At 58.6% G+C, this 20,276-nt stretch carries 18 protein-coding genes; 15 read left to right on the top strand and 3 right to left on the bottom strand.

The window, feature by feature from the left end; genetic code table 11:
• Nucleotides 1-185 precede the first annotated feature (185 nt).
• The 4 genes from QCE49_RS32660 to QCE49_RS32675 are packed head-to-tail and all read left to right on the top strand — an operon-like array spanning nt 186 to nt 3,844.
• Entirely contained in the window at nt 186-1,943 is a 1,758-nt protein-coding gene (locus QCE49_RS32660; RefSeq protein WP_250459350.1) for a hypothetical protein, read from the top strand.
• The gene (locus QCE49_RS32665; protein WP_250459351.1) at nt 1,940-2,803 is read left to right on the top strand and encodes a hypothetical protein; all 864 of its coding nucleotides are present in this window, start codon (nt 1,940-1,942) and stop codon (nt 2,801-2,803) included. Before QCE49_RS32660 ends, QCE49_RS32665 begins: the two co-directional genes overlap by 4 nt.
• A 37-nt stretch (nt 2,804-2,840) precedes the next feature.
• The gene (locus QCE49_RS32670) at nt 2,841-3,248 is read left to right on the top strand and encodes a carboxymuconolactone decarboxylase family protein (RefSeq protein ID WP_250459357.1); all 408 of its coding nucleotides are present in this window, start codon (nt 2,841-2,843) and stop codon (nt 3,246-3,248) included.
• Nucleotides 3,249-3,250: 2 nt separating this feature from the next.
• Complete coding sequence (locus QCE49_RS32675; protein WP_250459359.1) at nt 3,251-3,844, top strand: amino acid synthesis family protein; 594 nt, start codon at nt 3,251-3,253, stop codon at nt 3,842-3,844.
• Between the two features lie 103 nt (nt 3,845-3,947).
• Here the strand turns inward: QCE49_RS32675 and QCE49_RS32680 are convergent, their stop codons facing one another.
• Together QCE49_RS32680 and QCE49_RS32685 are read right to left on the bottom strand one after the other, a co-directional pair.
• On the bottom strand, nt 3,948-4,652 hold the full coding sequence (locus QCE49_RS32680) for a GntR family transcriptional regulator (RefSeq protein WP_250459361.1): 705 nt from the start codon (nt 4,650-4,652) through the stop codon (nt 3,948-3,950).
• 52 nt (nt 4,653-4,704) lie between these two features.
• Nucleotides 4,705-5,490, bottom strand: a complete 786-nt coding sequence (locus tag QCE49_RS32685; protein WP_309806840.1) for an alpha/beta fold hydrolase — start codon at nt 5,488-5,490, stop codon at nt 4,705-4,707.
• Between the two features lie 101 nt (nt 5,491-5,591).
• On the opposite strand from QCE49_RS32685, the gene QCE49_RS32690 reads away from it, so the two are divergent.
• The 9 genes from QCE49_RS32690 (at nt 5,592) to gabT (ending at nt 15,686) form a co-directional block, all read left to right on the top strand.
• A complete protein-coding gene (locus QCE49_RS32690) occupies nt 5,592-6,572 on the top strand; it encodes an aldo/keto reductase (RefSeq protein ID WP_250459365.1) in 981 nt (326 codons plus the stop codon).
• Between the two features lie 54 nt (nt 6,573-6,626).
• Entirely contained in the window at nt 6,627-8,111 is a 1,485-nt protein-coding gene (locus tag QCE49_RS32695; protein ID WP_409017627.1) for an aldehyde dehydrogenase, read from the top strand.
• A gap of 63 nt (nt 8,112-8,174) precedes the next feature.
• On the top strand, nt 8,175-9,113 hold the full coding sequence (locus QCE49_RS32700) for an ABC transporter permease (protein WP_250459367.1): 939 nt from the start codon (nt 8,175-8,177) through the stop codon (nt 9,111-9,113).
• A 9-nt stretch (nt 9,114-9,122) separates the two neighbouring features.
• A complete protein-coding gene (locus tag QCE49_RS32705) occupies nt 9,123-9,911 on the top strand; it encodes an ABC transporter permease (RefSeq protein WP_250459369.1) in 789 nt (262 codons plus the stop codon).
• Nucleotides 9,908-10,969: an ABC transporter ATP-binding protein gene (locus QCE49_RS32710; protein ID WP_250459371.1), complete on the top strand. Its 1,062-nt coding sequence runs from the start codon at nt 9,908-9,910 to the stop codon at nt 10,967-10,969. The genes QCE49_RS32705 and QCE49_RS32710 overlap by 4 nt, the downstream gene beginning before the upstream one ends.
• Entirely contained in the window at nt 10,966-12,006 is a 1,041-nt protein-coding gene (locus QCE49_RS32715; protein WP_250459373.1) for an ABC transporter ATP-binding protein, read from the top strand. The genes QCE49_RS32710 and QCE49_RS32715 overlap by 4 nt, the downstream gene beginning before the upstream one ends.
• Nucleotides 12,007-12,098: 92 nt before the next feature.
• Nucleotides 12,099-13,556, top strand: coding sequence for an NAD-dependent succinate-semialdehyde dehydrogenase (locus tag QCE49_RS32720; RefSeq protein ID WP_250459448.1), 1,458 nt, complete (start codon nt 12,099-12,101; stop codon nt 13,554-13,556).
• Nucleotides 13,529-14,326, top strand: a complete 798-nt coding sequence (locus tag QCE49_RS32725) for a class II aldolase/adducin family protein (protein ID WP_409017629.1) — start codon at nt 13,529-13,531, stop codon at nt 14,324-14,326. Before QCE49_RS32720 ends, QCE49_RS32725 begins: the two co-directional genes overlap by 28 nt.
• Before the next feature lie 58 nt (nt 14,327-14,384).
• Nucleotides 14,385-15,686, top strand: coding sequence for a 4-aminobutyrate--2-oxoglutarate transaminase (gabT, locus tag QCE49_RS32730; RefSeq protein WP_250459384.1), 1,302 nt, complete (start codon nt 14,385-14,387; stop codon nt 15,684-15,686).
• A 68-nt stretch (nt 15,687-15,754) separates the two neighbouring features.
• Here the strand turns inward: gabT and QCE49_RS32735 are convergent, their stop codons facing one another.
• The gene (locus QCE49_RS32735; protein WP_250459386.1) at nt 15,755-16,927 is read right to left on the bottom strand and encodes a pyridoxal phosphate-dependent aminotransferase; all 1,173 of its coding nucleotides are present in this window, start codon (nt 16,925-16,927) and stop codon (nt 15,755-15,757) included.
• A 200-nt stretch (nt 16,928-17,127) separates the two neighbouring features.
• On the opposite strand from QCE49_RS32735, the gene QCE49_RS32740 reads away from it, so the two are divergent.
• Nucleotides 17,128-18,621, top strand: a complete 1,494-nt coding sequence (locus QCE49_RS32740) for an ABC transporter substrate-binding protein (RefSeq protein WP_250459395.1) — start codon at nt 17,128-17,130, stop codon at nt 18,619-18,621.
• A gap of 64 nt (nt 18,622-18,685) precedes the next feature.
• Entirely contained in the window at nt 18,686-20,254 is a 1,569-nt protein-coding gene (locus QCE49_RS32745; RefSeq protein ID WP_250459397.1) for an acetolactate synthase large subunit, read from the top strand.
• The last annotated feature ends 22 nt before the right edge of the window (nt 20,255-20,276 follow it).

The following is a 20,276-nucleotide window of genomic DNA, read 5'->3' on the forward strand; positions in this document are numbered from 1 at the left end:
CCAAGCAACGCCTCTGAGGGTGATAAGGCGCCCCTTTGCGGGGGCGCATATCGATCCCGCCACGACGTGCCCGTCCACCCATCAGATCCATTTTCCGTTTGTCGGGAAATTTGGCTTCAACATCGGACTATCTGTTGGTATACTAACCGACAACAATTACGGTCGAGCAACGAGAAGGTATGGTCATGCCATTGGAACTGCCACCTTTCCTTAGGGAAGTCGCAATCGAAGTTTCCGGCGTCGAAGCGCCAGAGAGAATCGCGAGCTTTATGCGGCCTGCGCAATCGATAATGAACGGCCCATCTATGGGTGCTATGAAAGCGTCGCGAGTCAGCTTCGCGTACGCGCTGGCGCGCCGCATGATCGATGAACGTTGGCAAATCGTGCTCGAGTCTTGTGAGGCCGACACAAGCGGGCAGGGCCGCCTGGTGTACCGTATTCGCGCACGGGACGTTGAATTCACCTACATTGCGCGGGCATATGAGTGGGACGGTAAGGAGAAGGTGGGGCGCCGTTCGGACGGTGCGAACCGCGACATGTTCGGCGCGCTGTTCCTAGGCAAGCCGGACGCTGCGCGTATCGAGAAAGAATTCGCGACCTTCGATTTGAAGAATGTGGAAGCGATGCGGACCGATGCGATGGTGCTGGGGTGGACACCGGCTAATCGCAGCGCGCGCATCTTTGACCACGTTGTCGAAGCGCTTGCGCAAGGCCATCAACCTGAGGCCGGACTAATTGGGAGCGCCTCGGCTTACCTGCTTCGAAATGGCGGCTTCCAAGCCAGCGGCCGCAACGGTTCGGTGTCGTACCTTGGGATTCCCGCAGGGCATCCCTTGTGTCATCCGTTCTTCGCGGACCTCTTCGGGTTGTACATGGTGCGCCAGGTGTCCATCGATCTCGTAAATGCGATCGCACGCGCGCACAATCCTAACGCAGCGCAGCTTTCCGACGACATCGCTCGCTACCTCGCGGTCGGCAACTCCTCCGGACAGGGCATGTGTGTTGCCTTGCAGCGCTGGCCGCATTGGGTGTCGACGTGGCTTGTTGTGCGTGAAGCCGCGCTTGCTTACGCGAAATCGATGCACACCGATGGCAGCAGCACCCTCCGTCTGCGCGATCTGCTCTCCCGCCTTGCCGCATACTGCGACACCGTTCGCACTCAGTCCGAGGACTACGTAGTGCCGAACCGCGTCATCGCAGCGAACCTGCGCACGATCCTCGGTTGGCTCGAAACTCGCGGATTTTCGTTGTGGGATGACCTTTCGCGCGCGGCATCATCGTTTGACGCGGAAACCCAAGAGTACTTAAATTCCGCACTTATCGATCTCTATCCGGACGTGGCGGACCGCTTCGCTGATTACCTGCCGATTGGTGCGGCACGTGAGCGCGATGTCGTTCCCGAGATGACTGTCGCCGAGTTGCAGCGCCTGCTACGCAAGAATTACGCGTGGGCGCTTCGCTACGACATGCTGCTGTCAAAGACCCGTCAGCACTTTTGGTACCACTCTACGGATAACGGTGAGCAACGTCGCGGTGAACGCATCCTTGATCCGCATGAAGAGTTCGAATCCTTCGTTGATCATATTGGCTTAATCCAGCGTCTTGCCTGTGTTGCCATGAGCTACGACGATGACACGCTTGTCGGCGAGCTGATGTTCGCGAACCCGGATTTGGAGATGGCTGTCTCCCGTGTTCAATATCTTGATGGCTTGCCGTACGCCGAGATTAGGGACAATCTCATCCACCGGGATTTCATTCCAGCGCAATTGATCCGCTTTTTCCTTGCATCGCTCGGCATTGAGTGCTCGACGCCGCTGTCGATCCGCTATGTGCGCGGGGTGTTCTTTCAAGGCATGCCGCTTCCGGCCGAAATCGCTGCAGGGACTAACCGCGACTGGCGATACCCCATTGAACCCGCGATTCAGACGGAGACACTTTCATGAGCCAGCAGACGACCATTTCGACCGCAATGTCGGAGATAGTTCGCGTCGCGTGGTGGAGCTTGCGCGCGCTGGGTTGCCCCGTCGGAGCGGTCGAGGCAATGGCGCGTGTGCTTGCATACTCAGAGGCGCTCGACGGGCAGACGTTGTCGGCGCTGCGCCGCAATGAAGCGAGCTTGCTCGCGGCGTTCCGGGGAGAGCAGCCACGCTTTCTCGTGAGGGGCGAGGGGAGGGGCGTAGTCGACGCATCGGGGCGCTCGCTGTTGGACGTCGGCCCGCGCGCGATCGACCTAATCACGGGACTTGCGAAACGAGAAGGCGGCCCAGTACGGCTGACGGTACAGCATCTGGCGGACACCATCGGACTCCGTGGCACTGCGACGGTCGCAGCGAAACGGGGAGTTGGCCTTCTGGTCATTTGCGGCAGACTTGATCCTACCTGGCAGTTCTACGCGGCAACGCGTGACGGAGAGGTTATTTCGATCGAGGGCAGCCTCGCAGGCCCATCGGTAGATGTATTGCTGAACTCAATACACGAGATCGCTGGCCCGCAGTTTGTTACGAAAACTTGTTCCCTCGAGTTAGACGATAACTACGATCGCGCTTGTCCAGATGCGCACATAGTCGAATTGTTCGCGTTTCCGTTTGTGCCGATAGACGAATTCCCCATTCGAGCGTCGCGCCGGACCGGGGTCACCTGTAAGCACGTAAGCCGGGCTCTACAACACGCTTATTCGCATGGGGTCGACGTCCTGGCGGAAGACCTCCGGTTCCTGTACGAGCTCGAAACGCGTACGTGGGCGCCCTCGTCGGAGCGCTCGCGGATGCAAGCGGGCTTCCAAATGCCGGCTCCAACCGCGTGAGCCCTCGATAACCGCAAGCAAGTAGCCGGAGAGAACAATGGATATACAACGCTTCGAGGTGGGCGAGCGCCGTCGCCGCGATGTACTTGGTGATGCATATGTCGATCGGTCGCTCAAAGATGCTGACGAGTTCAACCGACCGTTCCAAGAACTTGTTACAGAGTATTGCTGGGGAGCCTGCTGGGGCGATTCAACGCTTGCGGCACGGGAACGCAGTCTGTTGAACCTCGGCATGATCGCCGCGCTCGGCAAGATGCATGAATTCGAGCTGCATGTGCGTGGCGCAATCAAGAATGGTATTAGCAACGACGAACTGCGCGCAGCGCTTATTCAAATCGCGGTGTATTGCGGAATTCCTGTTGGCGTGGACTGTTTTCGCGTGACGCGTAAGGTGCTCGCCGAACTCACCGCCGCTTCCCAACCCACTTCTCCTTCCGAGGAATGACAATGCCGTTTTCGATTCGCAAAATCGTGGTCTACAAGGAAACCACTCTGATTGAAGGCGCCAAGGCGCTCCCGACGCCTGTAACGGTGGTCGGCGTCGCTGCGGTAATCCGCAACCCATGGTTCGGTCGAGGTTTCATCGAGGACCTGTCGCCGGAACAACGTGATGGTTGCAGTATTCTTGGCGAGACAATGGTCGGGCGTATGCTCGACGAAATCGGTGGTAAGCAGGCTGTAGAAGCGTACGGAAAATCTGCGGTTGTGGGTAGCGCCGGTGAGGTGGAGCACGCGTCCGCGGTAATTCACAATTTGCGCTTCGGCAATCACTATCGCCATGCTGTCGAGGCTGAGAGCTTTCTGTCGTTCACCAACAAGCGCGGCGGGCTGAACACGTCGTTGCAGATTCCTATCAAGCACATTCATGATGGAGCTGCGCGTTCACATTTCATCACGCTCGAGTTCGCGATTCCGGATGCACCGAATCCAGACGAAATCGTAGTGGTGCTTGGCGCATCGACTGGCGGACGACCGCACGCACGCATTGGTGATCGCCACCAGGATATGAAGGAAATTGAGCGCGAGAATGCGGCGCAGTGACGTAAAAAAGGGACAGATACGCATTTGTTCGTTTCTGTCCCGTCGCTTGTCTATCTCGGCCCTTCGTGCGGACGGTCTGCCGTCGCCGAAGGCTGCACTGCGGTTAGCGAGCCCCTTGCGCCTCTTTCAGCAACGCGGTGGCGGACTGCGCCGATCTCTCGATGAGTGCCCGCACCGCCAGCGCGGCGGCCTGACCATCGCGCTTCTTCAGCGCCGTAAAGATTTTGCCCATCAGTTCGACCGTGCGATGGCGTCGGTCTACCGGGGCCCGACGTGTAGTCGTTGCCCGAAGAAGACTGATGCGAGCGCCAAGCAGTTGCATGACGTATTCGGCCGTCTCGTTGCGTGCGCCTTTGTAGATGATCGCGTAGAAGCGGTTCGATTCCGCCAGGAACGCTTCGTCGTTCTCTACAGGCGTCTTTTTTAGGCTCATGAAGGTCTTTTCGAGCTCGGCAAGATCGTCGCTCGTTGCACGTTCTGCGAAATGTAACGCGGCTTCGGAGTCGAGCGCGGCCCGCACCTCATAAATCTCGGCAGCGATTTCGGGCGTGAGCGTCGCCACGACCACGCCTTTCGTATCGAGGCTTTCGACAAGCCGCTCCGATTCGAGGTTGCGCAATGCCTCACGAATACTGCTTCGGCTCACACCGGTCTGTTCGCACAACTCTCGCTCGATCAGTTTCTGACCCGGCGCCAGTCTGCCCGCAATGATGGCCTCCCGCAACACGGTCAGCGTTTTCATGCGGATCGTGTCATTCTTTGCGACGTTCAAGCCGAGTTCCTGGGCGACCGTTGCGTCTTCTGTCATCGTTACACCTTGTGTCTATGTGTGGGCCGCAACTCGCGGCCCTTGCTGGGTTTTAATTCGGCTGAAGAAATTCGAGCAGCAGCCCTGCAATCAAATCTGGGGCTTCGAGCAGCACGCTGTGCCGCAACTCCGGCAGGATGCGAAGCTGCGATCCGGCAATTTTCTCATGTAAGAGACGTGACATCCGTGGCGACGATCCGGGATCGTTTTCGCCGGTCATGACGAGCGTCGGCACGTTGATTTTTTCAAACTCTATTCCGCGATCAGCTTCGGCGAAAACACGGTACGCTGCCGCGTAAGATCTATGGTCGTTTTTTACCAGTTGGTCCAGGCGCTCCGCAACGCGTTGCGGATTGGCCTCTTTGAACGCAGGCGTGAACCAGCGGTCTTCCGCAGCCGAGACGACCGCCGCGATTCCCTCTCGGTCGATCTGGTCGGCGCGTTTTAGCACGCGAGCCCGCTCATCGTCGGTCCGCTCGGCGACCGAGCTTATCAGCACCAGCCGGTCGAGGCGCGACGAGTTTTCAACCGCATACTTTTGCGCAATCAGACCACCCAGAGAAAAGCCGACCAGGTGAGTTTTGTCCGCGCCGACGACATTGAGCAGGGCGTCAAGATCGGTCACGAAATCGTCGAGCGAGCAACGCTCCATCCGGCCCGATTCCCCATGTCCGCGCAGATCCGCGCGAACCACCGTGAAGTGTGCCTCGAGCTGGCGAGCGATAGCGTCCCAGCTGGCATGGTCCGCACCGATGCCGTGAACAAGCGTGATGAACGGACCGCGTCCTCGCACCGTGTAGCTCAGCGACAGGCCGTCTCTCGCATGAAATTTTTCCACTTGCGCCACCCTTGGTTATCTGTTGGTATACGAGATACTAGCTGACAAAAATCATTTCGACTAGACTTGGTTTCAGATCGAATGGAACAGGAGGTGGACTAATGGAGTACCTCAGACTCGGCCGCTCAAGCCTTCGAATTTCGCGCATCGGATTGGGCGCAATGGGCATGGGCAGTTCCACATGGCGCAGATGGGTGTTGGAGGAAGACGCAGCGCGGCCGATCCTCCGGGCTGCAGTCGAGGCGGGCATCAATTTCATCGATACGTGCGACTTCTACTCGAGCGGCGCGAGCGAGGCATTACTTGGCGACGCCCTATGGGACTACGCCTCGCGAGACGAGATTGTGCTCGCCACGAAACTTGGCAATCCAATGGGCAAACATCCAAATGCCCGTGGCTATTCGCGCAAGCATGTGCTGGCCGCAGTCGATGCATCCTTGAAGCGACTGAAGACCGATTACATCGATCTGCTTCAGACGCACATCTGGCATCCGGATACGGACTTGGAGGAGTTGGTAGTTGCCTTCGATGATCTCGTGAAGAGCGGCAAGGTCCGCTACGTCGGTGCGACGACGATGCCTGCGTGGGCCTTCGTGCAGTGCGTGAACCTGGCACGCCAGTTGGGACGCGCTTCTTTCGCTTCAATGCAGTGCGAATACAACGTCTGCCACCGGGAGGCCGAACGAGAACTGATCCCGTTCTGTATCGAGTACGGTATCGCGCTCGTGCCTTTCAGTCCGCTTGCACGCGGTTTCCTTTCCGCCGATCGGCGTGATGAGTCTAATAGCACCGCCCGGCATGAGTCCGATGACTACACTGTTAAGCACTATCACCGTCCCGGCGACTTCGCGGCGCTCGAGTGCGTTGCCCAGATCGCCGGGAAACATGGCGTCGAACGCAGCCAGGTCGCGCTTGCTTGGGCGCTGCATCAACCGGGCATTACTTCTCCAATCTTTGGCGCGACCGAGGTTGCGCATGTAACGAGTGCCGTCGCTGCGCTTGATCTAAGGCTTGATGAATCCGACTTGCAAGCACTAGCCGCTACTTACGAGACGCGTCCACTGGGCGCGAGAAGCCACTGACGCCGCTGCTCGCGTCCTTCCTATCTACTTCCTTCACATTCTCCAGGCGCACCAATGACTCAGCAAACCGAAACCTTCGCGATGTATATCGACGGCGAATTCGTGCAGGCGGATCATGGCCGTACCTTCGAAAGCATCAATCCTTGGACCGGTCAGGCATGGGCGACTATCCCCGATGCCAGTGCCGCCGACGTCGATCGTGCCGTGCAGGCGGCACACCGAGCGTTCGTGAGCGGACCTTGGCCAAAGATGTTGCCAAGCGAACGGGCTTTGCTTTTGCAGAAGCTGGCAGACAAGCTCGTTGAGCACAAAGAGCGGCTTGGATACGTTGAGACACAAGATACGGGCAAGTTGCTCAAGGAGACGACGTGGCAGGCAGCGCATACCGCCCGTGCTTACACTTACTACGCGGGACTCGCCGACAAGCTACAGGGCGACATTCCGCCGTCAGGCGCGAACATGCTCAACCTCGTGCTCCACGAGCCGGTCGGCGTGGTCGCAGCAATCATTCCATGGAATTCGCAGCTTCAGCTGTCGGCATACAAGATCGCACCAGCACTTGCAACCGGAAACACTATTGTCGTCAAGGCCTCCGAGGACGCGTCCACGCCGCTGCTGACGCTCGCGAAGCTGGCGCACGAAGTCGGTTTTCCTGCAGGTGTAATCAACTTCGTGTCCGGTCGTGCCAACCCTTGCGCAGTTACCCTCACGAGTCATCCGTTGGTACGCCGTATTGCGTTCACGGGCGGTGTTGAAACAGCCCGTAAGCTGATTCCGAATTCGTCGAACAACATTGCAAAGTTGTCGCTCGAACTTGGCGGGAAGTCTCCGGTCATCGTTTTCGATGACGCTGATCTGGACAGCTGCGTGAATGGCATCGTCGCGGGCATTTTTGGCGCAAGCGGGCAGAGCTGCGCCGCGGGCTCGCGTTTGATCGCTCATGAGTCGATTCACGACGAGCTCGTAGAGCGTCTGGTCGAGCGCGTCAAGTCCATTGCCATCGGTGATCCGATGAGCGCCTCGACTAACATGGGGCCGCTTGCTACGGAAAGGCAGTGTGACCGAATCGAGACGCTGCTTGCCCAATCAGTGGAGAAGGGCGCGCGGGTGGTCGTCGGCGGTAAACGCGTCGAGGGGCTGCCGCACAATCAATGTTTCGAGCCCACTATTGTTGTATGCGATGGTAGCGACTATCCCGTCGTGCGTCAGGAACTGTTCGGTCCGGTGCTCTCTGTTCTGAAGTTCCGCACCGACGACGAAGCCGTCGCAATCGCCAACGATAGCGACTACGCCTTCGCAGGAGGCATTTTCAGCCGCGACTTCCCTCGTGCGATGCGTACCGCACGCGCCGTGCAGGCCGGTCGCCTTTGGATTAACACGTATCGCGTCACGGGCGTGAACGTGCCTTTCGGCGGGTTCAAGCAAAGCGGCTACGGCCGCGAAGCAGGCATCGACGCCTTGAAGGACTACACCGAAACGAAGGCAGTGATGATTGAGGTCGGCGGCGAGGCTGTAGCCGATCCGTTCGTGATGCGCTAAACGTTACCCTGCGCGGCGCTTCGTAAAACGAGGCGCCCGCGCCCGATCCAAGGATAGGCAAATATGTTGACAGTGATAGGCCGGCGGCTCGTATGGGCCGCTCCCAATCTGATCTTTGTCACCGTGCTGCTGTTTTTCAGTGTCGCGGTATTTTTCGGTAATCCAGCCGCGCTGATGCTCGGGCAAGATGCAACCCCGCAAGCGATAGCAGAACTCAGTCATCAGATGGGCTTCGACCGGCCCGTCGTAGTGCAGTATCTCAGTTGGGTGGGGCACGCATTGACTGGCGATCTCGGTCGGTCGTACACGACGCATCAGACTGTCGCCGAGATGATGCTGCGCTCGCTTCCCGTCACTATCGAACTTGCCGTGCTGGCGATCCTACTCGCGACAATCGTTTCGGTCGGGCTGAGTAGTCTGACGTGGGGGCAACGGGCTATCGCGCCGCTTGTCACCGTGTTGTCAATCATCGGCATGACGGTGCCAAACTTCATGCTCGGCATGGTTGCTATCTTCATTTTCTCGGTGAAGCTCGGCTGGCTACCGTCGGTCGGATGGGTGCCGTGGGATCGCGGTCTCTTTGTTCATCTTGAGCATCTGATCCTACCGACAGTCACGCTCGCGGCGTATTACTTTGGAGCCTTCACGCTTGTGTACCGAGCCGAATATCAAGCGGTTCGCGACAGGCTGTTCGTGCGCGTCGCTCGTGCCAAAGGTCTGTCGGCGCATCGGGTCTCGTTCCGGCACGTCCTGCCGAACTCCATTCTTCCCGTGATCACCTACATCGGTATCAGTCTCGGTCAGTTGATGGGCGGCGCGGTCGTCACCGAGACACTGTTTTCTATGCCGGGCATCGGGAAGCTGTTTGTCACGTCGATCTTGTCGCGGGACTACCCGGTCATGCTGGCGGTGGGCATGTTCATCATCGTGGCGGTCATCGTTATGAACCTGCTCGCCGATGTGGTCTATACGCTGATCAACCCACAGATTCGCTTGAACTAGGAGCTTCACGTGCGTGAAATTCTTTTGCGTCCCAAGGTACAGATTGGTGTGTTCATCCTACTTGTGATGATTGCGGTCTCAGTGTGCGCACCGCTCATTGCGCCGCATGATCCGATAGCGAGCAGTGTCATGTTTCTGTCTCCGCCTGGAGGTGAAAATCTGCTTGGTACAGATGAACTCGGACGTGACATCCTCTCGCGACTCATCTATGGCGGTCAGTCGTCGCTGATCGTGGGGATCGGCGCGGCCGTCATGGCTGCGATTATCGGTATTCCGGTCGGGCTGATTGCTGGATACCTCGGTGGACGAGTTGACCTTCTCGCAACGCAGATCATCGATGTCTTCATCGCACTGCCAGGCCTGATTCTCGCGCTCATCATCACCGCCATGATTGGCCCCACGCTCTTGAATCTGGTGTTGGTCCTGGGCTTCGTCAGTTGGCCTCGCATCGCGCGTCTTGTGCGAGGTCAGACGCTTGCGCTGCGCGAGTCGGTGTTTGTCGAGGCGTCGAAGGCTGTCGGGGCGCGCGCCGACTGGATCATGCTCAAGCATATATGGCCGAACACAGCGCGTATTGTCGCCGCGCAATTTGCGCTTACGGTCGCCTATTCGATCTTTACCTCTGCGAGTCTTTCTTTTCTCGGCTTGGGCATGCCACCGCCGACGCCTGACTGGGGCGCCATGGTCCGCGCTGGCTTCGATTACCTCGCGATGAATCCGGGCATGAGCCTCGCGCCCGGCGCCGCGGTCGCAGCTACTGTATTTGGCTTCTATCTGATCGGGACCAGCATCAAATGACGGCCACATTCGAAAATTCGCGCGTTCTCACAGTCGAACACCTTTCGGTGGCGTTCCGCACTGGCAAACGCACCGCGGCACCGGTCCCCGTCGTGCGAGACGTTTCGTTCTCGGTTGGCAAAGGCGAAATCGTCGCAATCGTCGGCGAGTCCGGCTGCGGCAAATCCACCACGGGTCTTGCGCTGCTTGGGTTGAACCCGGATGGCAACGCATTGGTGGAAGGCTCTATCTCGCTCGCAACGAAAGCCGGCAAAAGCGTCGACGTCGTGAAGCTGCATGAACGGGATCTGCAGCGAGTTCGCGGTAACGATGCGGCGATGATCTTCCAAGAGCCAATGTCGTCACTCAACCCGCTCTATACCATCGGCGCACAAATCGAGGAGGCGCTAGCCGTTCACCGAAAAATGTCATCGAAGGAGCGGACCGACGAGGCGTTGCGGCTTGTGTCGATGCTCGGCATTCCCAGCCCTGCGAAGTGCCTGAAGAGCTATCCGCATCAGCTGTCAGGGGGGATGCGACAACGGGTGATGATTGCGATTGCGCTTTCGTGCCATCCAGCGCTCTTGATTGCAGATGAACCGACCACCGCCCTTGACGTCACCGTTCAGGCGCAGATTGTCGAGCGGATGAAGAAGCTTCAGGAAGAGACTCAGATGGCGATTCTCTTCGTGACTCACGATTTGTCCCTGGTCGCGGAAATCGCCGACCGAGCGCTGGTGATGTACGCAGGCCAAATCGTCGAAGCAGGGCCGATTGCGGAGCTGTTTAACCGACCGCTGATGCCGTACACGCAGGCGCTGATGCGTTCCCGCCCGCGGCTGGGCGATTCGCGCCATCGGATCAAGCCGATACCGGGCGGCGCGCCGAATCCGGCTGCGTTACCGACTGGCTGCGCCTTCCACAAGCGCTGCGAGCACGCCGTCAAGGGCCGGTGTGACCGGCAAGTGCCCACGCTCGAGACCACCGACGACGGACTGCATCAAGTCCGCTGCCTGCGCTGGCGCGAACTGCAGGAAACGACGCAGTGCTCGCCCGTCTTGCAAGGACAAACCACATGACGCTCACCATTGATGTAGCCGCATCCTCTTCCACTGCCGCCGTAACCGATGCGGGCACGGCGGCTCCCCCTCTCATCAGCGTCAGCCACTTGAGCAAGCTGTACGAGATCCGGCGCGGCCTGTTCTCGAAGCTGGTTGGTCACGTGCACGCGGTAAGCGATGTATCTTTCGACATATCTCCCGGAGAGACGTTAGGGCTCGCTGGCGAGTCGGGTTCGGGTAAGACTACCATCGGCCGGTCGATCTTGCGCCTTATTGAACCGACGGACGGCTCGATCCGCTTCGATGGTAAGGATGTGATGGAGCTGAATGCCGCCGGCTTGCGTGACTACCGACGCAGCGCACAGATCATCTTTCAGGATCCGTTCGCGTCCATCAATCCGCGCATGAAGATCAGCGAAGTCATTGCGGAGCCGCTGCGAGTACAGAAGCTGTGCCAATCTGAAGCGGAAATTGACCGGCGGGTAAGCGAACTGCTTGAGCTGGTCTCGTTATCGGATGACTACAAGGATCGTAGTCCGACGGCGCTCTCGGGTGGTCAGCGCCAGCGCATCGTCATTGCGCGTGCCCTTGCAGTCAATCCCAGATTTATTGTTGCTGACGAACCCATATCGGCGCTCGACGTGTCGATCCAGGCCCAGATCGTAAGTCTGCTGGATGAGCTCAAGCAACGGCTTAATCTGGCCATGTTGTTCATCTCGCATGATCTTGCGGTGATGGAATATCTGTCGGACCGGATTGCGGTCGTCTACCTCGGGCAGGTTATGGAGATCGGACCGGCGAGGGCCATAACGCAAACACCGAAGCACCCATACACCGAGGCGCTTATCTCTGCGGTGCCGGACGATCGCCCCGACATGAGGCGCAAGCGCATCGTCCTGCAAGGCGATGTCGCGGATCCAGTGTCGCCGCCAAGTGGCTGCGTATTCCGCACGCGGTGCATTTACGCCAAACCAGAATGCGCGGAGCGACGCCCAGCTCTTCGCGAGATCGCGCCAATGCACTTTAAGGCGTGTATTCGCGACGATGTGCTGTGAGCGTTGCACCCGCTGGCGCACCCTCAGCGCGCCGCACCTAATGCTGTCGAATCTCACCTACGGAGTCGAAATTGTCGCTTGATCCTCTCGCCATGCCCGCGTTGCGCGATCCTACGCTCTTTCGGGAGCAATCGCTCATTGCTGGCGAATGGACCTCATCTGATGCATCTGCCCAGATCGTCGTCACTAATCCAGCAAACGGACGCGCCATCGGCAGCGTGCCACGCGCTACGCTGGAACAGGTCCGCGCATCGATTGACGCTGCACAGCGCGCGTTGCCCGCGTGGTCAAAGAAAACCGGCAAAGAACGCGCGTCAATTTTGCGACGGTGGTACGAACTGATGCTGGAGCACCAAGAGGACCTCGCGGTCATTATGACGTGCGAGCAGGGTAAGCCTCTCGCCGAAAGTCGCGGCGAGATCGGCTACGCAGCGTCCTTCCTCGAGTGGTTTGCGGAGGAAGCAAAGCGCGTCTACGGCGATACCATTCCCGCGCCAAGCGGCGATAGACGAATCGTTGTAATCAAGCAGCCAATCGGCGTGTGTGCCGCGATTACACCTTGGAATTTCCCGGCGGCAATGCTCACCCGCAAAATCGGTCCTGCACTTGCGGCAGGCTGCACGATGGTTCTGAAGCCTGCAAGCCAGACGCCTTTCTCGGCGCTTGCGCTTTGCGTACTCGCAGAACGCGCCGGTGTACCGCGGGGCGTGCTGTCGTGCGTGACCGGCAACGCGTCAATGATCGGTGACGAGCTGTGCAGCAATCCAGTCGTCAAAAAAGTGTCGTTTACCGGATCGACTGAAATCGGGAAGCTGCTACTTCAGAAATGTGCGGGCACTGTTAAGAAGACGTCGATGGAGCTAGGGGGCAATGCGCCTTTCATTGTCTTCGACGATGCTGACCTCGATGCCGCTGTCACCGGGGCTATTGCTTCGAAGTTCCGCAATGCCGGTCAGACGTGCGTTTGCGTTAATCGCTTTTTCGTGCAGGACGGCGTGCATGACGCGTTTGTCGAAAAGTTCACGGCGGCAATTTCAGGTCTCCAAGTCGGAAATGGACTCGACGTTGAAACGAAAATCGGCCCGCTTATCGACGAAAAGGCAGTAGCCAAAGCTCGCGAACACGTCGAAGACGCAGTCTCACGTGGTGCGAAGCTCGTTGTCGGTGGCGCGACCGATCCCCGTGGCACGAGCTACTTTCAGCCGACGCTTCTCACCGGGGCAACACGCGACATGAAGGTTTTCCGCGAGGAGACGTTCGGACCCGTCGCGCCGATCTTCCGATTCTCTGCGGAGGAAGAGGTTATCGAGCTCGCGAACGACACAGAATTTGGCCTTGCGTCGTACTTTTACGGGCGCGACATCGGTCGAATCTGGCGCGTTGCTGAGGCGCTCGAATACGGCATGGTCGGAATTAACGAAGGATTGATTTCGACTGAAGTCGCGCCATTCGGCGGTGTAAAAGAAAGCGGTCTCGGACGCGAGGGCTCGAAGTACGGCATCGACGATTATCTTGAGATCAAATACCTCTGCATGGGCGGTATCGCTTGAAAACGAGACAGAACTCGAAGCGTGACGAGCGCGAACAACGCGTACGAGAGGATCTCGCGGCCGCATATCGCCTTATAGCGCATTTCGGCCTTGACGACAGCATCGATACGCACATCTCCGCGCGGGTGCCGGGAACACGCGACCAATTCCTGATTAACCCATATGGGCTGCTGTTCCAAGAGATCACCGCATCGTCGCTGGTGAAGATTGACACTGAAGGCCGCATTCTCGAACGGACGGATCACGTTGTGAATCCGGCGGGATTTGTCATCCATAGCGCAATCCATCAGGCACGGCACGATGCGGAATGCGTCGCGCATACGCATACCGTCGCAGGTGTCGCAGTTGCGTCGCTTGCATGCGGGCTACAGCCTTGTAACCAGTGGGCGCTGCAGTTTCATCGGCGCATCGCATATCACGCTTTCGAAGGCATCGCGGTCGACCTCGAGGAGCGCGCACGACTTGTCGCCGATCTCGGCACGTATCGGGCGATGATCTTGCGCAATCACGGCCTGCTGACATGTGGCAGTTCGGTCGCCGAGGCCCTCATCCTGATGCTCAATCTCGACCGCGCTTGCCGCGTGCAGCTCGCAGTGCAGGCAAGCGGGCAGGCTCCGCACCCGCTCAGCGATGACGTATGCGACTTGACCGCCTCTCAATACGAACAGTGGGAGGGCATTTCGCAGGCTGACGGCGACGATCCGTATCGACGCGAATGGGACGCTTACATGCGCCGATTAAACCCGACGACGACGTCTTATCTCGACTGAACTTCGGCCGGAACGTCGCGTTGCTGGAAGCACCAGCATACAACAAGGAATCTTAGCAATGAACAACATGGAATTTGTGCAGCGTAAGGACGCTGCGACACCGCGCGGTGTTGGAGTGATGTGTCCGTTTCACGTCGACCGCGCAGAAAACTCGGAACTTTGGGATGCCGAGGGCAACCGTTACCTCGATTTTGCCGCCGGCATCGCGGTGCTCAATACCGGCCACCGGCATCCCAAAGTCATTGAAGCCGTGCGCGAACAGCTTGAACGCTTCACACACACGTGTTATCAAGTCGCGCCCTACGCATCGTACGTCGAACTTGCAGAGGCACTGAACGCTAAGGTGCCGGGCGACTTCGCCAAAAAGACAGCGCTTTTCAGCACCGGCGCAGAAGCAGTTGAGAACGCGATAAAAATTGCCCGTGTTGCGACTGGCCGACCAGCAGTGATTGCGTTTGGCGGAAGCTTTCACGGGCGCACTATGATGGGTATGGCGCTGACCGGTAAAGTTGCGCCGTATAAGCTGGGGTTCGGCCCGTTCCCTTCGGAGGTGTATCACGCCCCGTACCCCAATCCGCTATACGGCGTGAGCACGGGCGATGCGGTCGCTGCGATTCACACGCTTTTTATGACTGACGTTGATCCTCAGCGCGTCGCGGCAATCATCTTCGAACCTGTGCAGGGCGAGGGCGGCTTTAATCCTGCACCGACCGATTTTGTGGTCGCGCTTCGCGAGATCTGTGACCAGCACGGAATCGTGCTTATTGCGGACGAGGTTCAGACGGGCTTTGCTCGCACCGGCAAGCTGTTTGCCATGGAGTACCACAGCGTCTATGCAGACATCACGACCATGGCCAAGAGCCTCGGCGGTGGGTTTCCGCTCTCGGCAGTGACTGGACGAAAGGCGATGATGGATGCCGCGTCTCCCGGTGGTTTGGGCGGCACGTACGCGGGCAACCCTCTGGCCGTGGCCGCGGCGCTCGCTGTGCTTCGCGTCGTCGAAGAAGAGAAGCTATGTGAGCGCGCGACGATGCTCGGAGACCGCCTCAAGCAGCGGCTGCAATCTCTGCGCGAAGTCGTCCCCGAATTGGTCGACGTCCGTGGGCCAGGGGCGATGATTGCGGCGGAGTTCTTCGTCCCGGGTACCCGGACGCCCGACGCTGCGTTCGTGAAGACCGTTCAATCGCTTGCACTCGAACGCGGTCTGATTGTCCTGGTATGCGGCGTCAACGCCAATGTGATTCGTTTCCTGTTTCCGCTCACTATCGGCAACGCCGAATTCGATGAGGGCTTGCAGATCCTTACTGGCGCGATGCGCGAAGCCTCGACTCAACGCGAAGCAGAGGGTCTCGAAGCGTAGATTTTTGTAGACCGGGCCGGCTGGGACGTTCGCACCGGCGGCCCGATTCAGTCAACGAACGTCCTGCGTTAGCAGCGGGCTCGAGTAAATTCCGCGATGCGATCGCAGGCCTCCATCAGACGCTGTTCGTCCACAACCAGCCCTAGTCTTACGTAACCAGCTGCGGTATGTCCAAAGAGACTCGCGTCGAGCAGTGAGACACCCTTCTCGCGAAACAGCTGCCAGGTGAAGTCGTAGGTGCTCAATCCAGTACCGCGGATGTCCATCATCATGAACATGCCCGCCTCCGGAAGCTTGCAATTGAGCCCTTTCACTGCGCTCAGCCTCTGAAACACCACATCACGGCGACGACGATACAACTCGCGCATTTGCGCAACGACAGCACGTCGGTCGCTGAGTGCAACAATACCCGCTTGCTGAATGAATCCGGGCAAACCGTACAACATACAAAGAGCTAGTCGACCGAGATGGCCAATAGCTGGTTCAGGGCCAACTACCCAGCCTAGGCGCCAACCGGTCATCGCGTGCGACTTGGAGAAGCTTCCGATGGTAAGCGTTCGACTTGCCATTCCGTGCAGCGAGGCGATGCTCACGTGCTCACGTTCGAACGTAAGGTCTGCATAGACCTCATCTGACACAACCCATAGATCGTGTTTGCGTGCGATCGTTGCAATCTCCTCGAGGTGCTCGCGCGGCATGACGACACCGGTGGGATTGCAGGGCGTTGCGAAAAAGATCGCGCGCGTACGAGGGGTGACAGCCGCTTTGAGCGCGTCGCAATCAAGGTGAAAATCTTTTGTTGAATCTACCGGAACCGGCACCAGAGTTGCTCCGGACGCCCGTATTGCTGCTTCGTACGTCAAATACATCGGTTCGGGAACTATCACTTCGTCGCCGGGCTCGCAAAGGCAAAGCGCCGAGGCGAATAACCCGTTCTGGGCGCCCGCGCAAACGAACACGTTGGCCTTGCTCACTGGAATTCCCGTATCCGCCCGATGCTCCGCAGCGATGGCATCTCGCAGGTTCTCTCTTCCGACAACGCCGCTGTAATGCGTATCGCCCTCACGTAGCGCAGCAATGGCACGTTCGACTATAGGCGACGGCGTCGACAAGTCTGGATCGCCGACACTCAGAATAATCACGTCTTCGCCGCGTCCGGCGGCCTGCTTAGCTGCGGTATGGATGTCCCAGGCTGATGTGCGCTCACCTTGCAAGCGCTCGACAAGATTCGAGTAACGCAATTCTGTCTCCCTTCGTGATGTGCTTACCTTTGGATAAAGGTGGGCACGATCTCGTTAACCCGCAATAAAAAAGAAAAAGCTTGATTGTCAGACGACATACGATCATTCTACATCCCATCTGAGCGTCCAACATCCTATGGAGGTTATGACCGATGCGTCGTCGCACATTCCTGCTTGGAGGTCCTGCCGTAGCAGTACAAATGGCTCTTGCACCTGCCGCAGGTGCGGTCGACGCAACGTCTGACAGGCCCGTTTATGGTGGCACGCTACGGGTAGCCTTGGAATCCGATCTCAAGACGCTAGACCCCGCGTTTTCGGTTAATTGGACCGAGCGCCAGCCCTTGTACCTGATTTTCAATACACTGCTGTCGATTAACAAAGACGCGTCCATTGGTCCAGAGTTGGCTGAGAAATGGGAGACACAGGACGGCGGGAAACGATTGGCGCTGTATCTCAGGAAGAACGTCTTGTTCCACGACGGCACGCCGTTCGACGCTGCAGCGGCCAAGTTCAATCTAGACCGATGCCTAGATCCGGCGACAGGGTCGCCACTACGATCCGGGCTTAGCGCTATAGTTGACTCAGTCACGGTCTTGGAACCCTACGCGCTCGAATTGCGTTTAAAGACACCGAGTCCGGCATTGCTCGGCATGTTGGCGCAGCGGGAGGGCTTCATGGCGTCGCCGACGGCGGTACGTAAGTACGGCAAGGACTTCGCGACGAATCCGGTTGGCACAGGCCCCTTTCTGTTCCGTCAATGGACGCCGGGGAACTCGTTATCTGTCGTTAAGAACCCCCATTACTGGGAACCGGGAAAGCCTTATCTCGATTCCATTGTCTTCAATGACGTCGCAAATGTCGTGGTCGGAGTTCAGCGGCTTCGCACCGGCGAAGCGGACTATGTCTCGGCATTGTCTCCAATCGATATTCGACAAGTTCAGAACCAACCTGAAATACGGCTGGATCGTGGACCCGCTAGCCGGTGGTACGCGCTGCAGTGGCAGGTTGATCGTGCGCCGTTCAATAACTTCGCGCTGCGACAGGCGATTGCATACGCGCTCGATCGCAAACGGATGGTCGATATTCTGATGAGTGGAAAGGTGCCGTTGGCCGAATCGATTGCACCGCCCGGAGCTTGGTGGTTTGATCCGGCGTTGCGGTCCTATCCGTACGATGCCGCGAAATCGAAGGCGCTCCTTGCTCAAGCGGGACTGTCGAATTTGCAGCTAACGCTGGCAACGCCGGACATTCTCGAAATGCAGCAGATCAACCAGCTCGTTCAGGAGCAACTTAAAGCCGTGGGCATTGCCGTGCGGCTCGATCCGGTCGCGCAAAGTGACTGGTACCCGCGCGTAATTCAAGGTGCGATCAATTTCAGTCCGATGCGATGGGCGCAAAGGCCCGATCCGGACGGGTTGATGCCGCTGCTCTTTGCCAGCACAGGAGCGCAAAACTCTACGAAATACCGCAACCCGGAGGTTGATCGACTGTTTGCTGTCGGCCGGAGCACGACCGACGAAGCTTCGCGTGCAGAGACGTACCGAAAGATCGAAGGGATCCTTACGCACGACCTTCCTTATGTGCCGCTGTTCTTCTCCGTCGAGTATGCGGCGATGCGCAATGTGGTGCACAACCATCTCTGGATACCGGACGAGATTCCGCGCTTCCGAAACGTCTGGAAATCCGCTGCCTGAACGCCACGATGCGGTCCGAAGTCATACACCCTCAACAGTTACGCGCATTGCCGCGAAGAAATCTATGACATCATCTGTTTCCGCTGACGAACTCAACGGTGCGGAAAGTCTGGTCCGCACACTCCTCGCTTGCGGAGTTGATACATGCTTTGCCAACCCAGGCACAAGCGAGATGCATTTTGTCGGCGCACTCGACAGGATTCCGGGAATGCATTGTGTGCTCGGATTACAGGAGAACGTAGTCACAGGAATGGCGGACGGGTACTACCGCATTGCGAGGAAGCCCGCCAGCACGTTGCTTCACTGTGGCCCGGGGTTTGCAAACGGCATCGCTAATCTCCACAACGCTCGGCGCGCGCGAGCTGGAATTGTAAATATCGTTGGCGACCAGGCGACCTACCATCGGCCGTTCGATGCGCCGCTCACCGCGGACACCGAGGGCTTGGCGCGTGCGGTGTCTCATTGGGTGCGTACCTGCACAGATGTCCGTGGGGTGGGGCGTGATGCCGCCGCTGCTGTCCAGGCGGCGCGCTCCTTCGCCGGGCAAGTCGCTACGCTAATTCTGCCGGCAGATCTTTCCTGGGGTATTGGTGGCAAGGTTGCTTCGCCGTTGCCCGACCTGCGGCCGCCAGCGGTCGATCCGCATGCGATAGAAACTGCGGCACGCATCCTTCGCTCGGCCCGCAGGGCTCTTATCCTGCTCGCCGACCAAGCCGTCCTTGCCCCAGCGCAGAAACTCGCCTGGCGTGTTGCCGCAGCAACCGGGGCGACCCTGCTTGCGAGCAACACAAATGCGCATTTGGCCCGCGGTCACGGTCGTCTGCCGCTTGAGCGTGTGCCTTACGATACTACGCTCGCCATCGACGCGCTTGGCCAATACGAGCACATCATTCTCGTAAATGCCACGGCTCCAGTTGCCTTCTTTGCCTATCCAGGCAAGCCGTCGGCGCAATTCGCGCCGGGTACACAGATCCACGTGCTGTCGCGCCCGGATCAAGACGCGCAGGAGGCTCTGCAGGCACTCCTAGAGGAACTGGACGCGCCTGATGCTGCGTTCCCGACAGCACGCGCACCGTCGACCGTACCCTCTGGGCCACCTACCCCTGAGGGGCTTGGGCAGATGCTGGCAGCGTTGATGCCAGAAGACGCAATCGTGTCGAACGAAAGCCTGACATTCGGCCGGGCGCTTCATGGACCGACTCACGGTGCGCCGGCGCATGACTGGCTCAATCTCAGCGGTGGCGCTATCGGAGACGGTCTTCCGGTTGCAACTGGCGCTGCAATCGCTGCAAAGCGTGCGCGGCGAGTCATCAGTCTGCAGGCCGATGGCTCAGCGATGTATTCGCTACAGGCGCTGTGGACGCAGGCGCGAGAAAACCTCCCATGCACGACCGTCCTGCTTAACAACCGCAAGTACAACATTTTGATCGGCGAATACCGGAACGTGGGCGCGACGCCGGGTGAGACCGCAATGAGTATGCTGGATCTGTCAAATCCGGACCTCGATTGGGTGAAACTCGCTAACGGCATGGGCGTCGAGGCGGCGAGGGCGACGACCCTTGAAGGATGTGCCGAACTCATGAAGCGGAGCTTTCGGCAGGCGGGACCGTTTCTAATTGACCTAGTCATCTGAAGCACCCATTTTGGAGAGTGTG

The sequence above is a fragment of the Caballeronia sp. LZ008 genome (assembly GCF_031451435.1).
Taxonomy (GTDB): Bacteria; Pseudomonadota; Gammaproteobacteria; order Burkholderiales; family Burkholderiaceae; genus Caballeronia; species Caballeronia zhejiangensis.

What these genes read in the sequence shown, in the direction of transcription:
- QCE49_RS32680 (WP_250459361.1), bottom strand. Translation starts at nt 4,652, where the DNA reads ATGACAGAAGACGCAACGGTCGCCCAGGAACTCGGCTTGAACGTCGCA.
- QCE49_RS32715 (WP_250459373.1), top strand. Translation starts at nt 10,966, where the DNA reads ATGACGCTCACCATTGATGTAGCCGCATCCTCTTCCACTGCCGCCGTA.
- QCE49_RS32665 (WP_250459351.1), top strand. Translation starts at nt 1,940, where the DNA reads ATGAGCCAGCAGACGACCATTTCGACCGCAATGTCGGAGATAGTTCGC.
- QCE49_RS32675 (WP_250459359.1), top strand. Translation starts at nt 3,251, where the DNA reads ATGCCGTTTTCGATTCGCAAAATCGTGGTCTACAAGGAAACCACTCTG.
- QCE49_RS32745 (WP_250459397.1), top strand. Translation starts at nt 18,686, where the DNA reads ATGACATCATCTGTTTCCGCTGACGAACTCAACGGTGCGGAAAGTCTG.
- QCE49_RS32695 (WP_409017627.1), top strand. Translation starts at nt 6,627, where the DNA reads ATGACTCAGCAAACCGAAACCTTCGCGATGTATATCGACGGCGAATTC.
- gabT (WP_250459384.1), top strand. Translation starts at nt 14,385, where the DNA reads ATGAACAACATGGAATTTGTGCAGCGTAAGGACGCTGCGACACCGCGC.
- QCE49_RS32720 (WP_250459448.1), top strand. Translation starts at nt 12,099, where the DNA reads ATGCCCGCGTTGCGCGATCCTACGCTCTTTCGGGAGCAATCGCTCATT.
- QCE49_RS32700 (WP_250459367.1), top strand. Translation starts at nt 8,175, where the DNA reads ATGTTGACAGTGATAGGCCGGCGGCTCGTATGGGCCGCTCCCAATCTG.
- QCE49_RS32660 (WP_250459350.1), top strand. Translation starts at nt 186, where the DNA reads ATGCCATTGGAACTGCCACCTTTCCTTAGGGAAGTCGCAATCGAAGTT.
- QCE49_RS32690 (WP_250459365.1), top strand. Translation starts at nt 5,592, where the DNA reads ATGGAGTACCTCAGACTCGGCCGCTCAAGCCTTCGAATTTCGCGCATC.
- QCE49_RS32710 (WP_250459371.1), top strand. Translation starts at nt 9,908, where the DNA reads ATGACGGCCACATTCGAAAATTCGCGCGTTCTCACAGTCGAACACCTT.
- QCE49_RS32670 (WP_250459357.1), top strand. Translation starts at nt 2,841, where the DNA reads ATGGATATACAACGCTTCGAGGTGGGCGAGCGCCGTCGCCGCGATGTA.
- QCE49_RS32740 (WP_250459395.1), top strand. Translation starts at nt 17,128, where the DNA reads ATGGCTCTTGCACCTGCCGCAGGTGCGGTCGACGCAACGTCTGACAGG.